The organism is Xanthobacter sp. DMC12, assembly GCF_056314105.1.
In genome coordinates, this window is the sequence record NZ_JBQUYZ010000005.1 from 175604 (window position 1) to 196493 (window position 20890).

A 20890-nucleotide genomic window follows, 5' to 3' on the forward strand; every position below is an offset into this window, starting at 1 on the left:
AGCGAACGACGCCAATCCCTCACCCCTCAAACCGCTCCACAAACTCCGCCACCCGTCGATCCACCCGCACATCCCGCCCGGTGATCGCCCGTACCAGCGAGAGCCCCTCCAGCGTCCGCGCGCGGGAGAGGGCCACATAGGCCTGTCCGGGGGCGAAGGCGCCGTCGGCGAAGTCGATGCGGACGTCGGTCAGGGTGAGGCCCTGCGCCTTGTGCATGGTGAGGGCCCAGGCGGGGGCCAGGGGGAGCTGGGTGTAGGTGCCCACCACCTGCGCCTCCAGCCGGCCGCCGGGCTCGTCCCAGCCGTAGCGGATGCGTTCCCAGGTGAAGGCCTCGATCTCCACGCTCGGGCCGGCATCAAGCTTCACCAGCGCCGAATGGGGGCCAAGGCCCGTCACCGTGCCCACCGAGCCGTTGACCCAGCGCCGGGCGGGATCGTTGCGCAGGGCCATCACGCGGGCGCCGCGCTTCAGCACCAGCTTTTCCGCCACCGGCAGGCGGTCGCCCTCCAGCCCGAACTCGCCCTTGAGCAGGCCGGAGAATTCGCGCCCCTCGTCGGAGAGGGCGGCGAGGCCGCGCGCATTGTAGGCATCGGCGCGGGCGTTGGTGGGGGTGAGGAGCACGGGCTGCGCGCCGTCGCGATGGGGGCGCACGCAGGCGGCGTTCAGCGCCTCCGCCGCCTCGCGGGCGCCCCGGCCCCGGCGCAAGGCGTCGAGCATGGCGATGAAGGCGCGGTCGGTCTGGCGGTGGACGAAGGTGAAGGGCACGCCCGTCACCTCCCGCCCGTCCAGCGCCTTGGCATGGAAGGCGAACGGCCCCTCGTAGCCCATGCGGCCGAGCATCTCCTGCTCGGCATAGGGCACCACGGGGGGAAGCTGGAGGAAATCGCCCACCAGCACCATCTGCACGCCGCCGAACGGCTCGGAATTGTCGCGGGCGATGCGGAGCGAGATGTCCACCGCGTCGAGCAGGTCCGCCCGCACCATGGAGATCTCGTCGATCACCACCCGGTCGAGCTTCTTGAGCAGGCGCCGCACCTGGGCGCGGGGCTTCACCTCGTCCGGGTTCTGAAGCCGGGGCGGAATGCCGAAGAAGGAATGGATGGTCTGCCCGCCCGCCTGCAGCGCCGCGACGCCGGTGGGCGCGAGCACTACCTGCCGGCCCCGTGGGGCCTTGCGCAGTTCGTGCAGGAAGGTGGTCTTGCCCGTGCCCGCGCCGCCCAGCACCATGATGAGCGGCGCCTTCGCCTCGATGGCGGCGAGGGCCCGCCCGGCGGCATCCGCGCCGGGGGTGTCGGCTGGTACGGGCAGATCGCTCACGAGGTGCGGTCGCTCACGAGATAAGGCCCGCCTCGCGGGCGAGGTCGATGAGGGGGCGCTGGGGCCGCGCGCCCATCTGGCCGATGATCTCCCCCGCCGCCAGCGCGCCGAGGCGCAGGCTCGTGGCCGGGTCGAGGCCGCGGGTATAGCCGGTGAGGAAGCCGGCGGCGAAGAGGTCGCCCGCGCCGGTGGTGTCCAGCACCCGCTCCACCGGATGGGCCGGCACGCTCACCACCGCCTCGCGGGTGACGAAGGAGGCGCCCTTCTCCGAGCGCGTCACCACCGCCTCCTTCGCATCCTTGCGCAGGGCGACAAGGGCGGCGTCGAAATCGGCGGTCTCGTAGAGCGACTTCAGCTCGCCCTCGTTGCAGAACACGAGGTCCACGGTGCCTGAGATGATGAGGGTCTTGAACTCGGCCCGGTAGCGATCCACGCAGAAGGTGTCGGAGAGGGAGAGCGCCACCTTGCGGCCGGCATCATGGGCGATGCGGGCGGCGTGCAGGAAGGCGCCCTTCGCCTCCGGCGGGTCCCACAGATAGCCTTCGAGATAGGTGACGGCCGCGCTCTCCACCATGGCCGGGTCGATGTCGGTGGCCTTAAGGTGCTGCGCGGCGCCGAGATAGGTGTTCATGGTGCGCTCGCCATCCGGCGTCACCAGGATGAGGCAGCGCGCGGTGGCCGGGCCGTCGGCGGCGGCCGGGGTGCCATAGGCGACGCCGGCGGCGCGGATGTCGTGGCCGAACACGGTGCCCAGCGTATCGTCCTTCACCTTGCCGATGAAGCCGGCCGTGCCGCCCAGCGAGGCGACGCCCGCCGCGGTGTTCGCCGCCGAGCCGCCGGAGGCCTCGGTGCCCGGCCCCATGGCGGCGTAGACGGCTTCCGCCCGCGCCTCGTCGATGAGGGCCATGCCGCCCTTGGCCATGCCGTTCTGCGCGAGGAAATCCTCCTCGGCGCGGGAGAGGACATCGACGATGGCGTTGCCGATGGCGAGGACGTCGAGGGCAGAGGCGGTCACTGGAAGTCTCCGGAAGATTCGGCGAGGGGTAGCACCCGACCCAGTGCGGTGCAATCGCGCCGCCCCGGGCGATGGCCTACCCCTTAACCTTTTCGCAAGGAATGCCGCCGCCGCCGCCCGGCGCGGCGGCTTCGCACTTGCAACGCGGGCGGCGTTCTGAACAATTCCACCTGATTGCTCACAGAAGGAGCCTGCCCGCAGCAGGGGCGGGAGCGCACGTTGCGAAGCGTCACGAGACGTGATGCGGCGCGGCGGCGCCCCGGTGCTAAAGGCAGGCTCGACGACGTACCGCTGGGGCACGGTGCGTCGGGATAAACGGCGACGAGAGGGACCATGTCGCGCAGGTATTTCGGAACGGACGGCGTGCGCGGGCGCGCCAATGCCTCGCTCACGGCGGATCTGGCGCTGCGGGTGGGCATGGCGGCGGGGCTGGTGTTCCAGCGCGGCGACTATCGCCACCGGGTGGTCATCGGCAAGGACACGCGGCTGTCCGGCTACATGATCGAGAACGCGCTGGTGGCCGGCTTCACCTCGGTGGGCATGGACGTGCTGCTGCTCGGCCCCATGCCGACGCCGGCGGTGGGCATGCTCACGCGCTCCATGCGCGCCGACCTCGGCGTGATGATCTCGGCCTCGCACAATCCGTTCGACGACAACGGCATCAAGCTGTTCGGCCCGGACGGCTTCAAGCTCTCCGACGAGGTGGAGCGCGAGATCGAGGAACTGATCGACGAGGATCTCGCCAAGCGCCTCGCCAAGCCCGCCGAGATCGGCCGTGCCCGGCGGCTGGAGGGCGTGCACGCCCGCTACATCGAATATGCCAAGCGCACCCTGCCGCGGAACCAGTCGTTCGAGGGCATCCGCGTGGTGGTGGACTGCGCCCACGGCGCCGGCTACCGCGTGGCCCCGGAGGCCCTGTGGGAGCTGGGCGCGGAGGTGATCTCCATCGGCGTCGAGCCGGACGGCATGAACATCAACCGGGACGTGGGCTCCACCTCCCCCGCCGCCCTCGCCGCCAAGGTGCGCGAAGTGCGCGCGGACATCGGCATCGCCCTCGACGGTGACGCCGACCGGGTGATGATCGTGGACGAGAAGGGCCACACGGTGGACGGCGACCAGCTCATGGCCGTGATCGCCGAGAGCTTCAAGGAGGACGGCCGCCTCGCCCGCGACGGGCTGGTGGCGACCGTCATGTCCAACCTCGGGCTGGAGCGGCACCTCGCCGGCGAGGGCATCACCCTGGCTCGCACCGGGGTGGGCGACCGCTACGTGCTGGAGCGCATGCGCGCCGATGGCTACAACGTGGGCGGCGAGCAGTCCGGCCACATCATCCTGTCCGACTATTCCACCACCGGCGACGGCCTCGTCGCGGCGCTGCAGGTGCTGGCGGTAGTGGCGCGGCAGGAGAAGCCCGTCTCCGAGGTCTGCCACCGGTTCGATCCGCTGCCGCAGATCCTCAAGAACGTGCGCTATCGCGACGGTGCGCCGCTGGAGAACGAGAAGGTGAAGGTGGCGATCGCCGATGCCGAGCGCCGCCTTTCCAACCACGGCCGCCTGCTCATCCGCCCCTCGGGCACCGAGCCGGTCATCCGGGTGATGGGCGAGGGCGACGACCGCGACCTGGTGGAAACCGTCGTGGACGAGGTGATCGACGCCCTCCAGCGCGCCGCCGCCTGAACGTCGAAGGGCGCCACGCGGCGCCCTTCTCCCTGGCTACGTTGTCGTTTTAAGCCCCCCGCCCCCCGGCCTCACCGGAGGGCGAAGGCGGCGCCCCTCAGGCGCCGGGCTGGCGCACCACGCGCAGGTAGGGCTTCACGGTCTTCCAGCCGTCCGGGAACTTCTCCTTGGCGGCGTCGTCCGAGAGCGAAGGGACGATGATGACGTCGTCGCCCTGCTTCCAGTCCACCGGGGTGGCCACCGAGTGCTTGGCGGTGAGCTGCAGGCTGTCCACCACGCGCAGGATTTCCGCGAAGTTGCGGCCGGTGGAAGCCGGGTAGGTGAGCGACAGCTTCAGCTTCTTGTCCGGGCCGATGATGAACACCGAGCGCACGGTGAGCGTGTCGTTCGCATTGGGGTGGATGAGATCGTAGAGGTCGGAGACCTTGCGGTCGGAATCCGCGATCAGCGGGAAGTTGAGGGTGGCGCCGGTGGCGTCCTTGATGTCGCCCACCCAGGCTGGATGATTATCGATGGCATCCACCGACAGGCCGAGCAGCTTGACGCCGCGCTTGTCGAACTCCGGCTTCAGGTGGGACGCCTGGCCCAGCTCCGTGGTGCAGACCGGGGTGAAGTTCTTGGGGTGCGAAAACAGGATGCCCCAGCTGTCGCCGAGCCATTCATGAAACTTGATGGGACCTTCGGTGGTCACGGCCTCGAAATCCGGAACCACATCGCCCAGTCGCAGCGTCGCCATGGTGATCTCCAATAAACATCGAAAAACTGTATATCTTTAGATTATACTACAAGTTCGATGCATTTAAAGCGGATTCACGCCCGGTTCGGGCGCGCGGTCCGTATCCGCATGGACCGCGCCGTTCATCACACATCAGCCTTTGTATGCTCTTGTCGCAGCTTGGCCGGACGAAGCCGATACGCGCCGCGACCAGCGGTCCAAGACGGAGGAAGCATCCATGAAACGCATCCTGGCGGCGGCCCTCGCAGCCGTCCTTCCCCTCCAGAATGCCGGGCTCGCCGTGGCCTGCACGGCAGTGAACGTGGTCGCGGCGGACAAGACCGTGATCGCCGGGCGCACCATGGAATGGGCGTTCGACATGAAATGGACTCTCAAGAGCATCCCCAAGGGCACCACCCTCACCTTGACCGCCCCGGCGGACCTCGGCCTGCCCGAGAAGAAGGTGGCGACGCTCTATTCTGCCGTGGGCATCAGCGCCGAGGTCATTCCCGGCGGCGCCATCATCGAGGGCCAGAACGCGGCCGGTCTCGGCATGAGCGGCAATTTCCTGCCCGGCTTCACCACCTACCAGACGGTGACCAAGGCGGACACGTCCTACGTCTCCATCCTCGGCTTCGGCGCCTGGGCGCTCGGCATGCACGGCACCGTGGCCGAGGTGCGCGCCGCGCTTGAAAAGACCAAGGTCTGGGCCGACGCCTCGCTGCCCAGCGGGCCGACCCCGCCCACCATCCACATGGTCTTCACCGATCGCTCGGGCGCCAGCATCGTCGTGGAATATGTGGGCGGCGACGTGCAGATCCACGACAATGTGGCGAGCGTGCTCACCAACGCGCCGACCTACGGCTGGCACCTCCTGAACCTGCGCAACTACCTCAATGTGTCCACCATGGGCGTCACCGCGCGCCAGTTCGGCACGGCCAACGTCACGGCGATCGGCCAGGGCGGCGGCGCCACCGGATTGCCGGGCGACTTCACGCCGCCGTCGCGCTTCGTACGGGCCGCGTTCATGCGGCATTACATGGCCCAGCCGAAGGATGCCGGCGACGCCACCGCCGCCATGGGGCACATCCTCAACACCGTGGACATCCCGCTCGGCGTCGCCCAGAGCAAGGAGGGCGATGCGGTGGTCTCGGACTACACCCAGTGGGTGGCCATCAAGGACCTCACCCACAACAGACTGATGATCGCCGATTACGCGCACCGGGCGACCTTCATCACCCTCGAACTCGACGCCATCTTCGCCCAGGACAAGCCCAGCGCGCGGCTGGTGACGGACCTGCCGTTCCCGGCGGCGGTGGACGGGACGGCGGCGCTGAGGAACTGAGACGGTGGGAGGTGCGCGCCCCATCATGGAGGGCGCGCGCCAGCCCTCACACCATGGCGCTGCGTGCCACTTGCTCACCCACCTCGAACACCCGCTTGTAGCGCTCGATTTCGCTGGCGGGGCCCATGGCCTTGGTGGGGTTGTCGGAAAGCTTCACGGCCGGGTGGCCGTTGGCGGCGATCACCTTGCAGACGATGGAGATGGGATCGAGCGCGCCGTGGGGCGCCAAGCCCCGGAAATCGTTGGTGAGCAGCGTGCCCCAGCCGAAACCGAGGCGGATGCGGCCGGTGAAGGTGTGCTGGATGCGCGCCACCTCCTCCGCGTCGAGGGCGTCGGAGAAGATGGCGAGCTTCTCCCGCGGGTCCTGCCCGCGGGACTTCCACCAGGCGATGGCCTCCTCGCCGCCGGCGATGGGGTCCTTGCTGTCGATGCGGATGCCGGTCCAGTGCGTCACCCAGTCCGGCGCGCGTTCCAGAAATCCGGTGGTGCCGTAGGTGTCCGGCAGGATGACACGCAAATTGCCGTCATAGTCGTCCTGCCAGTCGGCGAGCACCTGGTAGGGCGCCCAGCGCAATTCGTCCTCGTTGCGGGCGAGGGCCGCATAGACCATGGGCAACTCGTGGGCGTTGGTGCCGGTGGCCTCCACCTCGTGGCGCAGGGCGATGAGGCAGTTGGAGGTGCCGAGGAAGCCCTCCCCCAGCCCCTCCATCAGCGCCTGCACGCACCAGTCCTGCCAGAGATAGCCGTGGCGGCGGCGGGTGCCGAAATCGGCTATGTTGATGCGGCCGAGGGACTTCAGGAACTGCACCTTCTCCCACACCCGCGCCATGGCCCGGGCATAGAGGATTTGCAGCTCGAACTTGCCCATGCCCTTCAGCACCGCGCGCGAGCGCAGCTCATTGATGATGGAGAGGGCGGGGATTTCCCACATGGTGGTCTCGACCCACGGGCCCTCGAAGGTCAGCTCATACTGGCCGTCCACCTTCTCCAGATGATAGGCGGGGAAGCGGAAGCCCTCGAGCCAGGCCACATAGTCCGGCGAGAACATCTGACGCTTGCCGTAGAACATGTTGCCGCGCAGCCAGGTGCTCTCGCCGCGGGTGAGCGAGAGCGAGCGCACATGGTCGAGCTGCTCGCGCAGGGCGCCGATGTCGATGATGTCGGCCAGCCGCACCGAAGTGGAGCGATTGTGGATGCCGAAGGTGACGCGGGTCGCCCGGTGCCGGTTGAAGATCGTCTGCCCCATCAGCAGCTTGTAGAAGTCCGTGTCGAGCACGGACCGCACGATGGGGTCGATCTTCCAGGTGTGGTTGTAGACGCGCGTGGCGATGTCGGTCATGGGTGACCCCAGGGGCGGGACTGCACCTATACCATCGTCGGACAGGAATGGGAGGCTCCCGCGCGCGCGAGACCGCGAATGGGGCAGGCCGAACCAGGGAGGCCACATGACGCAAGGGAAGAAGAGCAAAACGAACGGGCCGGATCATGCGGAGGAGCGCGGCGTGGTTCTGCTCTCGGGCGGCAATCCCCAGATCGCCAAGGGCGAAGGCGACGCCCCCGTGCAGGCCTACATCGCGGCGATGCCGGGATGGAAGCGCGACCTCGGCGCGCGCCTTGATGCGCTGATCGTCGCGACGGTGCCGGACGTCCGAAAGGCGGTGAAGTGGAACTCGCCCTTCTACGGCATCGAGGGGAAGGGCTGGTTCCTGTCGTTTCACGTGCTGACGCGCTACGTGAAGGTGACCTTCTTCAATGGCCTTGCGCTCGATCCCGTCCCGCCCGGCGGCACCCCCAAGAGCAAGGACGCGCGCTGGCTGGACATCTACGAAGCCGACACGCTGGATGAAGCCCGATTGGCAGCCTGGGTGAAGCAGGCCGCCGCATTGCCGGGCTGGACGCCCTAGGCCTCGCTTCGCCGTTGCCGCCAGCAGCCCGGGCGGGCAGCCCCCTCAGCGGCAGCCCTTGCGGGCTTCCCAGGCCTGCACCTCGTTCACATAGCGCTGCTGGTCCGGCGTCAGTTTGCCGAAGGGGGCGTAGCAGCGGGCGCCGAAGGTGGCGATGGCGTCCTTGGTCTTGAAGCAATAGCCCTGCTCGGCATAAACCGCGTTGCGCTGGTACCACAGCGCCTTGCAGGACAGTTCGCTCAGCGCCTGCGCGTTGGCGGCCGACACGAAAACCGTTGCCGCAACGGCCCCGAGGACGAGCGCCGTCCGCCCCCTCCCCTTCCCGTTTGCCATCCCAGCCTCCCCATTTGCCACACCCTGTCACCGCCTGAGGCGGGCGGCGGGTGCGGCCCGCAGCATTATTGCTCAGATGGCACGAATGTCATTCCGTTTCTTCCCATAGAAGCGAAAACGGCGCGGGCGTATCCAATACGAAAGTCCAAAGCCGTAACGATCCGACCCGGATCGTGGCCCGCCAGGACGAAGCAACGAGCTTCGAAGCAACAATACAAGGGAGGACTGCCATGGCCCGCATGCGCGCCGTCGACGCCGCCGTCCGTGTTCTCGAGAAGGAAGGCATCTCCTGCGCCTTCGGTGTTCCGGGCGCGGCCATCAACCCCCTCTATTCCGCCATGAAGGCGCGCGGCTCCATCCGCCACGTGCTGGCGCGCCATGTGGAGGGCGCCTCCCACATGGCCGAGGGCTACACCCGCGCGGTGGCCGGCAATATCGGCGTGTGCATCGGCACCTCCGGCCCCGCCGGCACGGACATGATCACCGGCCTCTACTCGGCCTCGGCGGACTCGATCCCGATCCTGTGCATCACCGGCCAGGCGCCGCGCGCCCGCCTCTACAAGGAAGACTTCCAGGCGGTGGACATCGAATCCATCGCCAAGCCCGTCACCAAGTGGGCGGTGACCGTGCGCGAGCCGGCGCTGGTCCCCATGGTGTTCCAGCAGGCGTTCCACGTCATGCGCTCGGGCCGCCCCGGCCCGGTGCTCATCGACCTGCCCATCGACGTGCAGATGGCGGAGATCGAGTTCGACGAGGAGACCTACGCGCCGCTGCCGGTCTACAAGCCGTCCGCCACCCGGGCGCAGATCGACAAGGCGATGGGGATGATCCTCGACGCCAACAAGCCGCTCATCGTCGCCGGCGGCGGCATCATCAATGCCGATGCCTCCGATCTGCTGGTGGAGTTCGCCGAGCTGACCGGCATCCCGGTCATCCCGACCCTCATGGGCTGGGGCACCATTCCCGACGACCATCCGCTGATGGCCGGCATGTGCGGCCTTCAGACCTCGCACCGCTACGGCAATGCGAACATGCTGGCGTCCGACTTCGTGGTCGGCATCGGCAACCGCTGGGCCAACCGCCACACCGGCTCGGTGGAGGTCTACACCCAAGGCCGCAAGTTCATCCACGTGGACATCGAGCCCACCCAGATCGGCCGCGTGTTCGGCCCCGACTTCGGCATCGTCTCCGACGCCAAGGCGGCGCTGGAGCTGTTCGTGACCGCCGCCAAGGAGCTGAAGGCCGCCGGCAAGCTGCCGGACTGGACCGCCTGGGCCGACGAATGCCTCGGCCGCAAGCAGACCATGCTGCGCAAGAGCCATTTCGACGCCGTGCCGCTGAAGCCCCAGCGGGTCTATGAGGAGATGAACGAGGCGCTGGGCAAGGACGTCACCTACGTCTCCACCATCGGCCTCTCGCAGATCGCCGGCGCGCAGTTCCTGCACGTCTACCATCCGCGCCACTGGATCAATTGCGGTCAGGCCGGCCCCCTCGGCTGGACCCTGCCGGCGGCCCTCGGCGTGCGCGCCGCGCGGCCCGATGCCAAGATCGTCGCGCTCTCGGGCGACTACGACTTCCAGTTCCTCATCGAGGAGCTGGCGGTGGGCGCCCAGCACAAGCTGCCCTACCTGCACGTGGTGGTGAACAACTCCTACCTCGGCCTGATCCGTCAGGCGCAGCGCGGCTTCAACATGGACTTCGAGGTCAGCCTCTCCTTCGACAACATCAATTCGGAGGAAATCGGGGCCTACGGCGTGGACCATGTGGCGGTGGCCGAGGGCCTCGGCTGCAAGGCCATCCGCGTGCGCACCCCGAACGAGTTCAAGGATGCCTTCGCCAACGCCCAGAAGCTCATGGACGAGCATCAGGTGCCGGTGGTGCTGGAATTCATCCTGGAGCGCGTGACCAACATCGCCATGGGCGTGGAGATCAACGCCGTGAACGAGTTCGAGGAAGTCCTCGACATCCCGCTCAGCGAGGTGCGTTCCCTGGAGCCGGCCGAGTAAGGCCGGCGCACAAACACTCTTATCGATTTAAAAAAGCCTGGATGCCCCGGCCGCGCCGGGGCATGACAGTGCGCCACAACGGCTCAGCCCGCGGAGAGACGCATGCCCAAGTTCGCCGCCAATCTCACCATGCTGTGGAACGAGATCGATTTCCTCGACCGCTTCGAGAAGGCGGCCAATGCCGGCTTCACGGGCGTCGAATATCTCTTCCCCTACCCCTTCGAGAAGGACGTGCTGGCCGAGAAGCTGGCGAAGTACAATCTCACCCAGGCCCTGCACAATCTGCCGGCCGGCGACTGGGCGGCGGGCGAGCGCGGCATCGCCTGCATCCCCGGCCGCGAAGGTGAGTTCCAGGACAGCGTGGGCAAGGGCATCGAGTATGCGAAGGCCCTGAACACCAAGGCCATCAACTGCCTCGCCGGCCTCACCCCCAAGGACGTGCCGGCGGAGAAGGTCCACGAGACCCTCATCAAGAACCTGAAGTTCGCCGCGGCGGAGCTGAAGAAGGCGGGCATCCCGTTCGTCGTCGAGGCCATCAACACCCGCGACATTCCCGGCTTCCACCTCCACAACACCAAGCAGACGCTCAAGGTGCTGGATGAGGTCGGCGCGGACGACATCTTCTTCCAGTACGACATCTACCACATGCAGATCATGGAAGGGGATCTCACCCCCACGATCCGCAACAACATCGCCCGCATCAAGCACATCCAGCTCGCGGACAATCCCGGCCGCGGCGAGCCGGGCACGGGCGAGATCAACTATCCCTTCCTGTTCAAGGCCATCGACGACACCGGCTACGACGGCTGGATCGGCTGCGAATACAAGCCGAAGACCACCACCGACGAAGGCATCGGCTGGTTCGCCCCCTACAAGGGCTGAGCTTCCGCCCGCTTCAGGACAACAAGCACTCTTCAGGAGAAACGCACATGAACGTGGGATTCATCGGCCTCGGCATCATGGGCGGCCCCATGGCCGGCCACCTCATCGACGCCGGGCACACGCTGTTCGTCTATGACGTGGTGAAGGTGCCCGAGGCGCTGACCGCCAAGGGCGCGACCGCCTGCGCCTCCTCCGCCGAGGTGGCGAAGAACGCCGACATCATCATCACCATGGTGCCGGATACCCCGCACGTGGAAGAGGCGCTATTCGGCAAGGGCGGCGTCGCCGAAGGCCTGTCGGCCGGCAAGATCGTGGTGGACATGAGCTCCATCTCGCCCGTCGCCACCAAGGGCTTCGCGCAGAAGATCAACGCGCTCGGCTGCGACTATCTCGATGCCCCGGTCTCCGGCGGCGAGGTGGGCGCCAAGGCCGCCTCCCTCACCATCATGGTGGGCGGGCCGGACGGCGCGTTCGACAAGGTGAAGCCGCTGTTCGAGAAGATGGGCAAGAACATCACCCTCGTCGGCGGCAACGGTGACGGCCAGACCACCAAGGTGGCCAACCAGATCATCGTCGCGCTGACCATCGAGGCGGTGGGCGAGGCCCTGCTGTTCGCCTCCAAGGCGGGCGCCAACCCCGCCAAGGTGCGCGAGGCGCTGATGGGCGGCTTCGCGTCGTCCAAGATCCTCGAGATCCACGGCGACCGCATGGTGAAGCGCACCTTCGATCCGGGCTTCCGCATCGAGCTGCACCAGAAGGACCTGAACCTCGCGCTGCAGAGCGCGAAGATGCTGGGCGTGAGCCTGCCCAACACCGCCACCTGCCAGGAGCTGTTCAACGCCTGCGCCGCCCATGGCGGCTCCAAGTGGGACCACTCCGCCATGGTGAAGGCCCTCGAGCTGATGGCCAACCACACCGTGGCCCCGGACGCCTGAGGGCGTCCACAACACACAGAGCCACGACAGCCTTGGCGACGCGCGGCACGTTCCCTGCCCTGCGTCGCCGGCACCCCGGACGGGTCCGCGCGGCCCCTTCGGAAGAGGCGCGCCGACAGCGTTCCCGGCGCGCCTCCGCCACTTCACCTTGCGCCCCCCACCTCCGGCGCCGAACGGGGGGCGACGCGCAGCCAGACCTGCCTGCAACGGTCAGCTTTGCTGCCGTTTATGCGACTTTATGCGTACATCAAAGGCGCGCATGATGCCGCCTAAAACGCATTGAACCGAGCGCGAACGCGCCAGCCGGAGGACGACTCATGCCCAACAAGCGCCACCCCATCCTCAAGCGCCAACGCGCCACCAAGATCGTCGCCACGGTCGGCCCGGCCTCCAACAGCGAGGAGAAGCTGAAGGCGCTGTTCCTCGCCGGCGTGGACGTGTTCCGGCTCAACTTCTCCCACGGCACCCAGGCCGATCACGGCGAGGTGCTGGCCCGCATCCGGCGGCTGGAGAAGGAGATGAACCGGCCCATCGGCGTCATCGCCGACATGCAGGGCCCCAAGCTCCGCATCGGCCGCTTCAAGGACGGCTCCATCGCGCTCAAGGCGGGCGACGTGCTCCACTTCGACGCCGACGTGGACCGCCCCGGCGACGAGACGCGCGTGCCGATCCCCCATCCGGACATCCTCGAAGCCCTCACCGTCGGCTCCACCGTGCTGTGCGACGACGGCAAGGTGCGCCTGAAGGTGGTGAAGAAGGGCGCCGGCTTCCTGGAGGCCCAGGTGGTGGCGGGCACCAAGCTCTCCAACAACAAGGGCTTCAACATCCCGGACGTGGTGCTGCCGCTCTCCCCGCTCACGGAGAAGGACCGCCACGACCTCGAATTCGCCTGCGAGGCGGGGGTGGAGTGGATCGCCCTCTCCTTCGTGCAGCGGCCGGAGGACATCCACGAGGCGCGCGGCCTCATCAAGGACCGCGCCGCCATCATGCTGAAGATGGAGAAGCCCGCCGCGGTGGAGCATCTCACCGAGCTGGTGGAGCTCTCCGACGCCATCATGGTGGCGCGCGGCGATCTCGGCGTGGAAATGTCGCTGGCCGAGGTGCCGGCGCTGCAGAAGCGCATGATCGCGGAATCCCGCAAATACGGCCGCCCGGTGATCGTGGCGACGCAGATGCTGGAATCCATGATCACCGCCCCCGTGCCCACCCGCGCCGAGGTGTCGGACGTGGCCACCGCCGTCTATGAGGGCGCGGACTGCGTGATGCTCTCCGCCGAGACCGCCGCCGGCCAGTTCCCGGTGGAGGCCGTGACCTTCATGGATGACATCATCCGCCATGTGGAGTGCGATCCCGGCTACCGGCAGGTGCTCGACGCCACCCAGTCGGAATGGGGCAAGACCATCGGCGACGCCGTGACCAAGGCCACCTACCAGGCGGCCATGGCGGTGGATGCCTCCGCCTTCGTGGCCTTCACCCTGTCGGGCACCACCGGCCTGCGCGCCGCGCGCGAGCGGCCCGCCATCCCGATCCTCGGCCTCACGCCGAAGGTCGAGACCGCCCGGCGCCTTGCGCTCTCCTACGCCGTGCACGCCGTCCACATGAAGGAGGACATCCACTCCTTCGGCGAGATGGTGGACACCGCCGTGCGCACCGCCGTGGAGCACACCCTCGGCAAGCCGGGCGACCGCCTCGCCATCACCGCCGGCGTGCCCTTCGCCAAGCCCGGCACCACCAACATCATGCGCATCACCACCATCGGCGCCACCAACCCGCCCTCCCGCGACGACCTCGACACCGGGGCGGCGAAAGGGGCCAAGGGCAAGGTGCACGCCTGAAACGTGCATGCCTGATGGGGATGCGCGCCTGACGCGCGCATCCTGCCGCGGCGAAACTTGAGCCTGACCTTAAGCGGTGCGCCGCAATGTGCTGCCTGTTGACGCATGCGGCACCATGAAATCGTTTTCGACGGTGCCCGAGGGCTGTGGGCGCGACTGTGGGCTGGACGAGGGGCGCCCCCTTCGGTCTATGGTGTGGCCATTCACAGCCCAGCCGGCCGAATTATGCCCGTCGAGATCGAGCGCAAGTTCCTCGTGACCTCCAACGCATGGAGAGTGGGCGCGCGCGCCACCCCCATCCGGCAGGGCTACCTGTCGCAGGAGGGCGCGACCGTGCGCATCCGCATCGCCGATGGCGATGCCTTCATCACCGTGAAGGGCAAGACGCAGGGCCTGTCCCGCGCAGAATTCGAATATCCCATCCCCGTCGAGGACGCCCGGGTCATGCTGGAGACGCTCTGCGCCCGGCCGCTGATCGAAAAGACCCGCTATGCCGTGGAGCACGCGGGCCGACTGTGGACGGTGGATGTGTTCGAGGGCGAGAACGACGGGCTGGTCATGGCCGAGGTGGAGCTCGACGGCATCGACCAGCAGGTCGAGCTGCCGGACTGGGTGGGCGAGGAAGTCACCGCCGATCCCCGCTACCGCAATTCCTCGCTGGTGAACGCCCCGCTCGGCTACGGCAAGTAGGCGGGCGCGGAGTCGCCTCCGCGCCGGACCTCGCGCGCCGGATTTGGCGCGCCTGCCGCGCGCCGCACCGGCCCCTCAGGCCGACATGATGTAGTCGCGCAGCTGGGCGCTTTCGCGCTCCATTTCCTCCACGCGATACTTCACCACGTCGCCGATGGAGATGATGCCCACGAGCTTGCCGTTCGACACCACGGGCACGTGGCGGAAGCGGCCGCGGGTCATGCGCTCCATGATCTGGGGCACGGTTTCGTCGGGCGCGCAGGTGACGACGGCCTTGGTCATCAGCCCGGTGATCGGCTCGGCGAGCACGTCCACGCCACGCTCGCCGATGAGGCGCACCACGTCGCGCTCGGAGATGATGCCCTCCACGCCCTGATCCGCATTGGTGACCACGATGGCACCGATGCGGTTGCGCGCGAGGCTCGCCACGGCATCGCCGAGGCTGGCGTCGGGGGACAAGGTGACGATGTCGTTGCCCTTGCGGCTCAGGATGACGGTCACGGACATTGGCGCTTTCTCCCTAACTGGTGGCTCCAGGGGCCCGCTCCGCCGGCGGGCCTTCTCTGGAAACGATCCGGACAGGGATGATCCCTCGCATCGCCGTGCGACGCAAGCGCGCAGCGCACGCGCTCCACCTCGACCTTGGCAGTATGAGGGCCGGCTCAGGCCACGCGCCGGCGGGGCACCGGATCGAACAGCGGGAACAGCAGCAGGCCGGCGACGAAGCCGCCGATATGGGCCTGCCACGCCACTTCGGCCCCCTCCGTGCCGGGCAGGGAAACACCCAGCGCGAACAACAGGTTGAAGGCGAACCAAGCGCCGACGAAGATCAGCACCCGCCCGTCGGAGAAATTCTCCTTCAGCGTGCCGGCCGGCTGGTGGTCGGCGAAGATGGAGCGATAGCCCGAGAGCGCGCCGCCCGGCGCGAAGGCGAAGCGCACCGCCGCCGCCATGGTGCCGGAAATGGCGGCCGAGGCGCCGATGAGCGGCGCGATGGCATCGCGATTGGCGAGATAATGCGCCCCCGCGCCGGCCGCCGCCGTCACCGCGCAGAACAGCCAGAATCGCCCCGAGCCGAACCGCCGCGCCACCGGCGTGCCGAAGGCGAGCAGCCAGACGAGGTTGACGATGAGGTGCATCCAGTTGGCGTGGAGCAGCGCATAGCTCACCACGGTCCACAGCTTCGGGCCGATGCCGCCCGGCAGATAGAACATGGTGTCCGGCAGCGTGTAGCGCGCCGGAATGAAGGCGAAATAGGTGAGCAGCTCGATATCCGCGTCCTCGGAGAGGAGGAGCGTGCGGATGGCATGGATCGCCACCAGCCCAAGCGCCATCACCGCCACCGCGCCGGGCACGTTGAAAACGGGTTCCCGATGCGATGTGCCGGGAGTGGTGGGGCGGTCGAGCACGCCCTGCACATAGGTGCCGCCGCCCGGCCCGGCAAGGGAAAACGTGGCGGAGCCGGGGGCTTCCCGGACAAGAGACGGCGGTTCCTTGCACAGCCGTCGCCCTCCGGCCTGACCGGAGGGCCCACCCTGCCGCCCGCACCAGCGTCCGATGACCGGAGCGAATGGCGACATGGGTCCTCCGATCACGTCGGAGGAGGACGGCGGTTTGGGGCGGAAAGTCTTGTTCCCCGGACAAGCGACGGCGCAGCCGGAGCGCCGATCCGGGGGCCAGGGGAAAACATCGCGCAGCGAGGCAAAATCTTGGGGCAGGTGAAACAGGAAGCGCCTACGGCGGATTGTTGCGCTGGGCCCCGGCTCGCATTCCGCTTTCGCTGCATGCGTCCGGGGCGCGAGAGCCGCACCCAGGCGCGCCGCTCGCCCCCTACAGCGCGTAGCGCAGGCCGAAGCGCACTTCCTGGGCGGTGGAATTGCCGAGGGACAGGCCGCCGGCATAGGCGGGGCTGCCGAGGTCGAGATAGCGGTAACCGAGATCGAGGCTGAAGCTGCTGCTCACCGCGAAGGAGACGCCCGCGCCCGCCGACCAGGCGAAATCCCAGCTGTTGCCGGCCGGCTGCAACGCCGCCGGGGCACTGAGCGAATTGATGGCGAAGCCCACGCCGGCGCTGAGATACGGCGTGAAGCCGGCCAGCGTGATGATGTCCCAATAGACGCTGGCGAGCCCCACCGTGGCGCTGGCGCCGACGCTCGGCCCGAACGGCGAAAGGCTGGCCGAGCCGAGGGAGAGATAGTCGAGGCTCACCTCGCCGCGCAGGAAGGGCAGGAAGCGATAGCCGATGCCGCCGCCCAGCGACCAGCCGGCCCCTGACACATCGAGCCCGGTGGGAAGCCCGAGATAGGACAGGCTGGCGCTGCTGGCGGGGAGATAGCCCACGTCCGCGCGGAAGTACCAGCCGGAGGCGGCATCCTCGCTCACCACGGGCGCGGCGAGGGAAAAGTCGCCCGGCTTGCCGAGGGCGGCCATCATGGCCTCCATCTCCGCATCCGCCTTGTCGGCCGCGTGCGCCGCGGTCGCCAGCGCCGCCAGCGCGAGAGAGGCCAGAAGAAGACGCCCGGCCCGACCAAACACACCCATCATGACGTCCCGCCCGAGAAAAGCTCTGGAGGGATGTGTGCCACGGGGAGGCTTAAGGCCGGATTAACCCTGATGAAGGGTTAAGCTCCAGAGCAGGCGCCGTTCTGATTGCCTCGCGATCAGAACGCATAACGCGTTTTCTTTCTTGGCGTTAAGAGGACGGTTCACCGATCAAGTTGATTCAACTTCATCGGATCGCACTCTGACGCGGCAAAGGATTTCTCCGCGTCCCGCCGCCATCGGTTCAGGACGCCCCGCGCCCGGCCAGCAGCGCCTCCACCGCCAGCATGTCGCGCCAGGCGAAGCGCTTGCCCAGCGGCGTGCGCAGCAGATAGGCCGGGTGGAAGGTGGCGATGGCGCGGATGGTGCGCGTGCCGGTGTCGTAATCCATGAAGCGGCCGCGCAGCTTGGTGATGCCCTCGGTGGTGCCAAGCAGCGCCTGCGCCGAAGGCCCGCCGAGGCACACGAGAATGTCCGGGTCGGCCAGCTCGATCTGCCGGGCGATGAAGGGCAGACACACCGCCGTCTCCTGCGGCGTGGGCGTGCGGTTGCCCGGCGGGCGCCAGGGAATGACATTGGCGATGTACGCGCTGGTGCGGTCGAGGCCGATGGAGGCCAGCATCAGGTCCAAGAGCTTGCCGGAGCGGCCGACGAAGGGCAGGCCCTGCTGGTCCTCGTCGCGGCCCGGCGCCTCGCCCACGAACATGACCTTGGCGGCGGGATTGCCATCGGCGAACACGAGCCGGCTGGCGGTGCGCTTCAGGGCGCAGCCCTCGAAGCCGTCGAGGATGGCCTTCAGTTCGTCGAGGCTGGCGGCGCCGCGGGCGGCCTCGCGCGCGCCCATCACTGCCTCGTCCGGCGGCTGGGTGACAAGGGCCGGCGTGCCGGTCACCGGGGATGGCGTGGGCCGCGCCGGCTGGTTGCGGGAGGGCGCCGGGCGGTTCGGGGCAAAGCCTGCCGACGGCGCGGATGCGACGGCCTCGCGCCCCGGCGCGGCGGGCGGCCGGGGGCGGCTCGCCTCGGCGGCGCTCTCCGCGAAGCGGTCCACCGGCATCTCGCCGATGGCCACGTCCACGCCCGCCTCCCAATGGAAGGCGAGAATGTCGGCCCAGTCGTCGAAGTCCCTGTCGGCGGTCACGTCCATCCGTTCACTCTAGGCTCGCGGGCGCCTGGGCGACACGCGCTCAGTCCGGCCGCTGCTTGTAGTCGAATTCGGCGTCGGAGAGCAGCCAGAACTCCGCAATCCGCCCCCCGCGCAGATGGTAGAAATAGATCACCTCGGTCCTGAACGCCTCACCGGTCGCGACCAGGGTGCAGGAATAGAGGAAGCGGATCGCGAAGCGGTCGGCCGCCGCAACGATGTCGCGGATGTCGTAGATCGGATTGTCGAAGTTCTGCACATCCCACTGCAGGCGATTGGAGATGTCGGACAGCGACAGCGTCTGCGAACGGTGATGGCCCACCACATCCGGATGGTAGAAGCGCTCCAGCGCCGTGTGGTCGAACGGCCGCCACACCTCGTCCATGAGGCGGTTGGCGAAGGCGCGGACATCGTCAGGGCTCATGTCGGCAAGGCTCACGGGCGGCCTCCTCGAAGGGTGCGGCCGGAGGTTAGGCCCGAATGGACGCGCCGGTAAGGGTGCATGCGCAATCCCGCGCTCCGGCGCCGGACGGATGGGTTCACCATTTTCAGTCCCGCGGAATTAAATTCCCGCATAGGGAAAGATGTTGCCCTAGACGAGAGTGTGCGGTTGTCTTTGCCGACGTGTCGTGGAAAAAGTCCAATCAACGGGATTGACAGACGGGAGCCGAAGGATGAGCGCGGCGGAACTGCCTGAGCGCGAGGGCATGGATTATGACGTGGTGGTGGTCGGCGCCGGTCCTGCGGGGCTTGCCACCGCCATCCGCCTGAAGCAGCAGGCGGCCGAGCGCGGGTCCGACGTGTCCGTCGTGGTGGTGGAGAAAGGCTCCGAGGTCGGCGCCCACATCCTGTCCGGCGCCGTCGTCGATCCGGTGGGCCTCGATGCCCTCATCCCCGGCTGGCGGGAGGAGGCGGATGCGCCCCTCACGGTGCAGGTCACCGACGACCATTTCTACCTGCTCGGCCCGGCGGGCGGCGTGAAGCTGCCCAATTTCGCCATGCCGCCGCTGATGAACAACCACGGCAACTATGTCGGCTCGCTGGGCAACGTCTGCCGCTTCCTCGCCCAGAAGGCCGAGGCGCTGGGCGTGGAGATCTATCCGGGCTTTGCCGCCGACGAGATCCTCTATGACGACAAGGGCGCCGTCATCGGCATCGCCACCGGCGACATGGGCGTGGACAAGACCGGCGCTCAGAAGGCCGAATTCACCCGCGGCATGGAATTGCGCGGCCGCTACACCGTGTTCGCGGAAGGCGCGCGCGGGCACCTCACCAAGCAGATCATCGCCAAGTACGACCTCGGCGCCGGCCGCGACGTGCCGAAGTTCGGCATCGGCCTGAAGGAACTGTGGAAGGTGAAGCCGGAGAAGCACAAGCCCGGCCTCGTGCAGCATGCGTTCGGCTGGCCGCTCGACAGCAAGACCGGCGGCGGCGCCTTCCTCTATCACATCGACGACGAGCAGGTGGTGGTGGGCTTCGTGGTCCACCTCAACTACCAGAACCCCTGGCTCTCGCCCTTCGACGAGTTCCAGCGCTTCAAGACCCACCCCATGTTCCGCGACACGTTCGAGGGCGCCAAGCGCATCTCCTACGGCGCGCGCGCCATCACCGAGGGCGGCTACCAGAGCGTGCCCAAGCTCTCCTTCCCCGGCGGCGTGCTGGTGGGCTGCGCGGCCGGCTTCGTGAACGTGCCGCGCATCAAGGGCAGCCACAATGCGGTGCTCTCCGGCATGCTCGCCGCCGACCACCTGCTCGACGCGCTCGCCGCCGATCGCAGCCACGACGAGCTTGTGAGCTACGAGGCGACCTGGCGGTCTTCGGCCATTGGCGCGGACCTGAAGAAGGTGCGCAACATGAAGCCGCTGTGGTCGAAGTTCGGCACCTTCCTCGGCATCCCGCTGGGCGCGCTGGACATGTGGACCAACACCTTCGGCTTCTCGCTGTTCGGCACGCTGAAGCACGGCAAGACCGACGCCGCCTCGCTGAAGCCGGCGAAGGACTGCAAGAAGATCACCTATCCGCGCCCCGACGGCGTGCTGACCTTCGACAAGCTCTCCTCGGTGTTCCTCTCGAACACCAACCACGAGGAGAACCAGCAGGTCCATCTGGTGGTGAAGGACATGGCCCTGCAGAAGGCGTCGGAGCACGACGTCTATGCCGGCCCCTCCAACCGCTATTGCCCCGCCGGCGTCTATGAGTGGATCGAGGAGGGGGCGGACGCGCCGCGCTTCCAGATCAACGCGCAGAACTGCGTCCACTGCAAGACGTGCGACATCAAGGACCCGAACCAGAACATCACCTGGACGGCGCCGGAAGGCGGCGGCGGGCCGAATTATCCCAACATGTGAGGCGACCGGCCGTTCGCTGGATCATGCCCTGGGGCGCGCGCCCCGGGCATGAAGGCGGACGGCCGCTTCTGCGCCGCAGCAGCCTCGGAAGTCCTTCAGGCTCACAACATTCCCCTGCGTCATATTACGCAAGGTCACGCGCAGAACTTTCGGCGGCGCAATACAATAATTGCCCCGGCCTCCTGCGGTGGGAGGTAGACCCCGG

General features: G+C 67.9%; 19 protein-coding genes. 9 read left to right on the top strand and 10 right to left on the bottom strand.

Translation table 11 applies throughout. The features are described from left to right. Nucleotides 1–19: 19 nt before the first annotated feature. Both ACT535_RS18680 and ACT535_RS18685 read right to left on the bottom strand, forming a co-directional pair. Nucleotides 20–1318, bottom strand: coding sequence for an ATP-dependent DNA helicase (locus ACT535_RS18680; RefSeq protein ID WP_476365575.1), 1299 nt, complete (start codon nucleotides 1316–1318; stop codon nucleotides 20–22). A gap of 13 nt (nucleotides 1319–1331) precedes the next feature. Continuing rightward, nucleotides 1332–2333 carry an adenosine kinase gene (locus tag ACT535_RS18685; RefSeq protein ID WP_476365576.1) on the bottom strand — a complete coding sequence of 334 codons (1002 nt, stop codon included), beginning with the start codon at nucleotides 2331–2333 and terminating at the stop codon, nucleotides 1332–1334. A gap of 333 nt (nucleotides 2334–2666) precedes the next feature. Here ACT535_RS18685 and glmM point away from each other — a divergent pair, with 333 nt between their 5' ends. Continuing rightward, nucleotides 2667–4010, top strand: a complete 1344-nt coding sequence (glmM, locus tag ACT535_RS18690; protein ID WP_168457524.1) for a phosphoglucosamine mutase — start codon at nucleotides 2667–2669, stop codon at nucleotides 4008–4010. A gap of 97 nt (nucleotides 4011–4107) precedes the next feature. On the opposite strand, the gene ACT535_RS18695 is transcribed toward glmM, so the two are convergent. Further along, on the bottom strand, nucleotides 4108–4746 hold the full coding sequence (locus ACT535_RS18695; protein ID WP_168457523.1) for a peroxiredoxin: 639 nt from the start codon (nucleotides 4744–4746) through the stop codon (nucleotides 4108–4110). Between the two features lie 217 nt (nucleotides 4747–4963). On the opposite strand from ACT535_RS18695, the gene ACT535_RS18700 reads away from it, so the two are divergent. After that, the gene (locus ACT535_RS18700) at nucleotides 4964–6070 is read left to right on the top strand and encodes a choloylglycine hydrolase family protein (RefSeq protein ID WP_476365577.1); all 1107 of its coding nucleotides are present in this window, start codon (nucleotides 4964–4966) and stop codon (nucleotides 6068–6070) included. 46 nt (nucleotides 6071–6116) lie between these two features. On the opposite strand, the gene pncB is transcribed toward ACT535_RS18700, so the two are convergent. After that, on the bottom strand, nucleotides 6117–7409 hold the full coding sequence (pncB, locus tag ACT535_RS18705) for a nicotinate phosphoribosyltransferase (RefSeq protein WP_476365578.1): 1293 nt from the start codon (nucleotides 7407–7409) through the stop codon (nucleotides 6117–6119). A gap of 106 nt (nucleotides 7410–7515) precedes the next feature. On the opposite strand from pncB, the gene ACT535_RS18710 reads away from it, so the two are divergent. Next, nucleotides 7516–7974, top strand: coding sequence for a DUF1801 domain-containing protein (locus ACT535_RS18710; RefSeq protein WP_476365579.1), 459 nt, complete (start codon nucleotides 7516–7518; stop codon nucleotides 7972–7974). 45 nt (nucleotides 7975–8019) lie between these two features. Here ACT535_RS18710 and ACT535_RS18715 read toward each other — a convergent pair whose 3' ends face one another. After that, complete coding sequence (locus ACT535_RS18715; protein ID WP_476365580.1) at nucleotides 8020–8307, bottom strand: YARHG domain-containing protein; 288 nt, start codon at nucleotides 8305–8307, stop codon at nucleotides 8020–8022. Between the two features lie 230 nt (nucleotides 8308–8537). On the opposite strand from ACT535_RS18715, the gene gcl reads away from it, so the two are divergent. The 5 genes from gcl to ACT535_RS18740 all read left to right on the top strand — a co-directional run bounded on the left by gcl (nucleotide 8538) and on the right by ACT535_RS18740 (nucleotide 14655). After that, nucleotides 8538–10313, top strand: coding sequence for a glyoxylate carboligase (gcl, locus tag ACT535_RS18720; protein WP_476365581.1), 1776 nt, complete (start codon nucleotides 8538–8540; stop codon nucleotides 10311–10313). 102 nt (nucleotides 10314–10415) lie between these two features. Next, nucleotides 10416–11195, top strand: coding sequence for a hydroxypyruvate isomerase (hyi, locus tag ACT535_RS18725; protein ID WP_476365582.1), 780 nt, complete (start codon nucleotides 10416–10418; stop codon nucleotides 11193–11195). 47 nt (nucleotides 11196–11242) lie between these two features. Beyond that, nucleotides 11243–12130 (top strand): 2-hydroxy-3-oxopropionate reductase, encoded by an 888-nt coding sequence (gene glxR / locus ACT535_RS18730; protein WP_476365583.1) that lies wholly within the window; start codon nucleotides 11243–11245, stop codon nucleotides 12128–12130. 317 nt (nucleotides 12131–12447) lie between these two features. After that, nucleotides 12448–13965 carry a pyruvate kinase gene (gene pyk, locus ACT535_RS18735; RefSeq protein ID WP_476329591.1) on the top strand — a complete coding sequence of 506 codons (1518 nt, stop codon included), beginning with the start codon at nucleotides 12448–12450 and terminating at the stop codon, nucleotides 13963–13965. A gap of 225 nt (nucleotides 13966–14190) precedes the next feature. After that, the gene (locus tag ACT535_RS18740) at nucleotides 14191–14655 is read left to right on the top strand and encodes a CYTH domain-containing protein (RefSeq protein ID WP_476365584.1); all 465 of its coding nucleotides are present in this window, start codon (nucleotides 14191–14193) and stop codon (nucleotides 14653–14655) included. 75 nt (nucleotides 14656–14730) lie between these two features. Here ACT535_RS18740 and ACT535_RS18745 read toward each other — a convergent pair whose 3' ends face one another. From ACT535_RS18745 to ACT535_RS18765, 5 genes are all read right to left on the bottom strand, one after another. Next, a complete protein-coding gene (locus ACT535_RS18745) occupies nucleotides 14731–15162 on the bottom strand; it encodes a CBS domain-containing protein (RefSeq protein ID WP_168457513.1) in 432 nt (143 codons plus the stop codon). A 155-nt stretch (nucleotides 15163–15317) separates the two neighbouring features. Beyond that, nucleotides 15318–16235 carry a rhomboid family intramembrane serine protease gene (locus ACT535_RS18750; RefSeq protein ID WP_476365585.1) on the bottom strand — a complete coding sequence of 306 codons (918 nt, stop codon included), beginning with the start codon at nucleotides 16233–16235 and terminating at the stop codon, nucleotides 15318–15320. A 250-nt stretch (nucleotides 16236–16485) separates the two neighbouring features. After that, nucleotides 16486–17199 (bottom strand): outer membrane protein, encoded by a 714-nt coding sequence (locus tag ACT535_RS18755; protein ID WP_476365586.1) that lies wholly within the window; start codon nucleotides 17197–17199, stop codon nucleotides 16486–16488. Between the two features lie 241 nt (nucleotides 17200–17440). After that, nucleotides 17441–18340 (bottom strand): uracil-DNA glycosylase, encoded by a 900-nt coding sequence (locus ACT535_RS18760; protein WP_476365587.1) that lies wholly within the window; start codon nucleotides 18338–18340, stop codon nucleotides 17441–17443. A gap of 40 nt (nucleotides 18341–18380) precedes the next feature. Continuing rightward, the gene (locus tag ACT535_RS18765; protein WP_476365588.1) at nucleotides 18381–18776 is read right to left on the bottom strand and encodes an ester cyclase; all 396 of its coding nucleotides are present in this window, start codon (nucleotides 18774–18776) and stop codon (nucleotides 18381–18383) included. A 235-nt stretch (nucleotides 18777–19011) separates the two neighbouring features. Between ACT535_RS18765 and ACT535_RS18770 the strand changes: the two genes are divergently transcribed. Continuing rightward, on the top strand, nucleotides 19012–20685 hold the full coding sequence (locus ACT535_RS18770) for an electron transfer flavoprotein-ubiquinone oxidoreductase (RefSeq protein ID WP_476365589.1): 1674 nt from the start codon (nucleotides 19012–19014) through the stop codon (nucleotides 20683–20685). The last annotated feature ends 205 nt before the right edge of the window (nucleotides 20686–20890 follow it).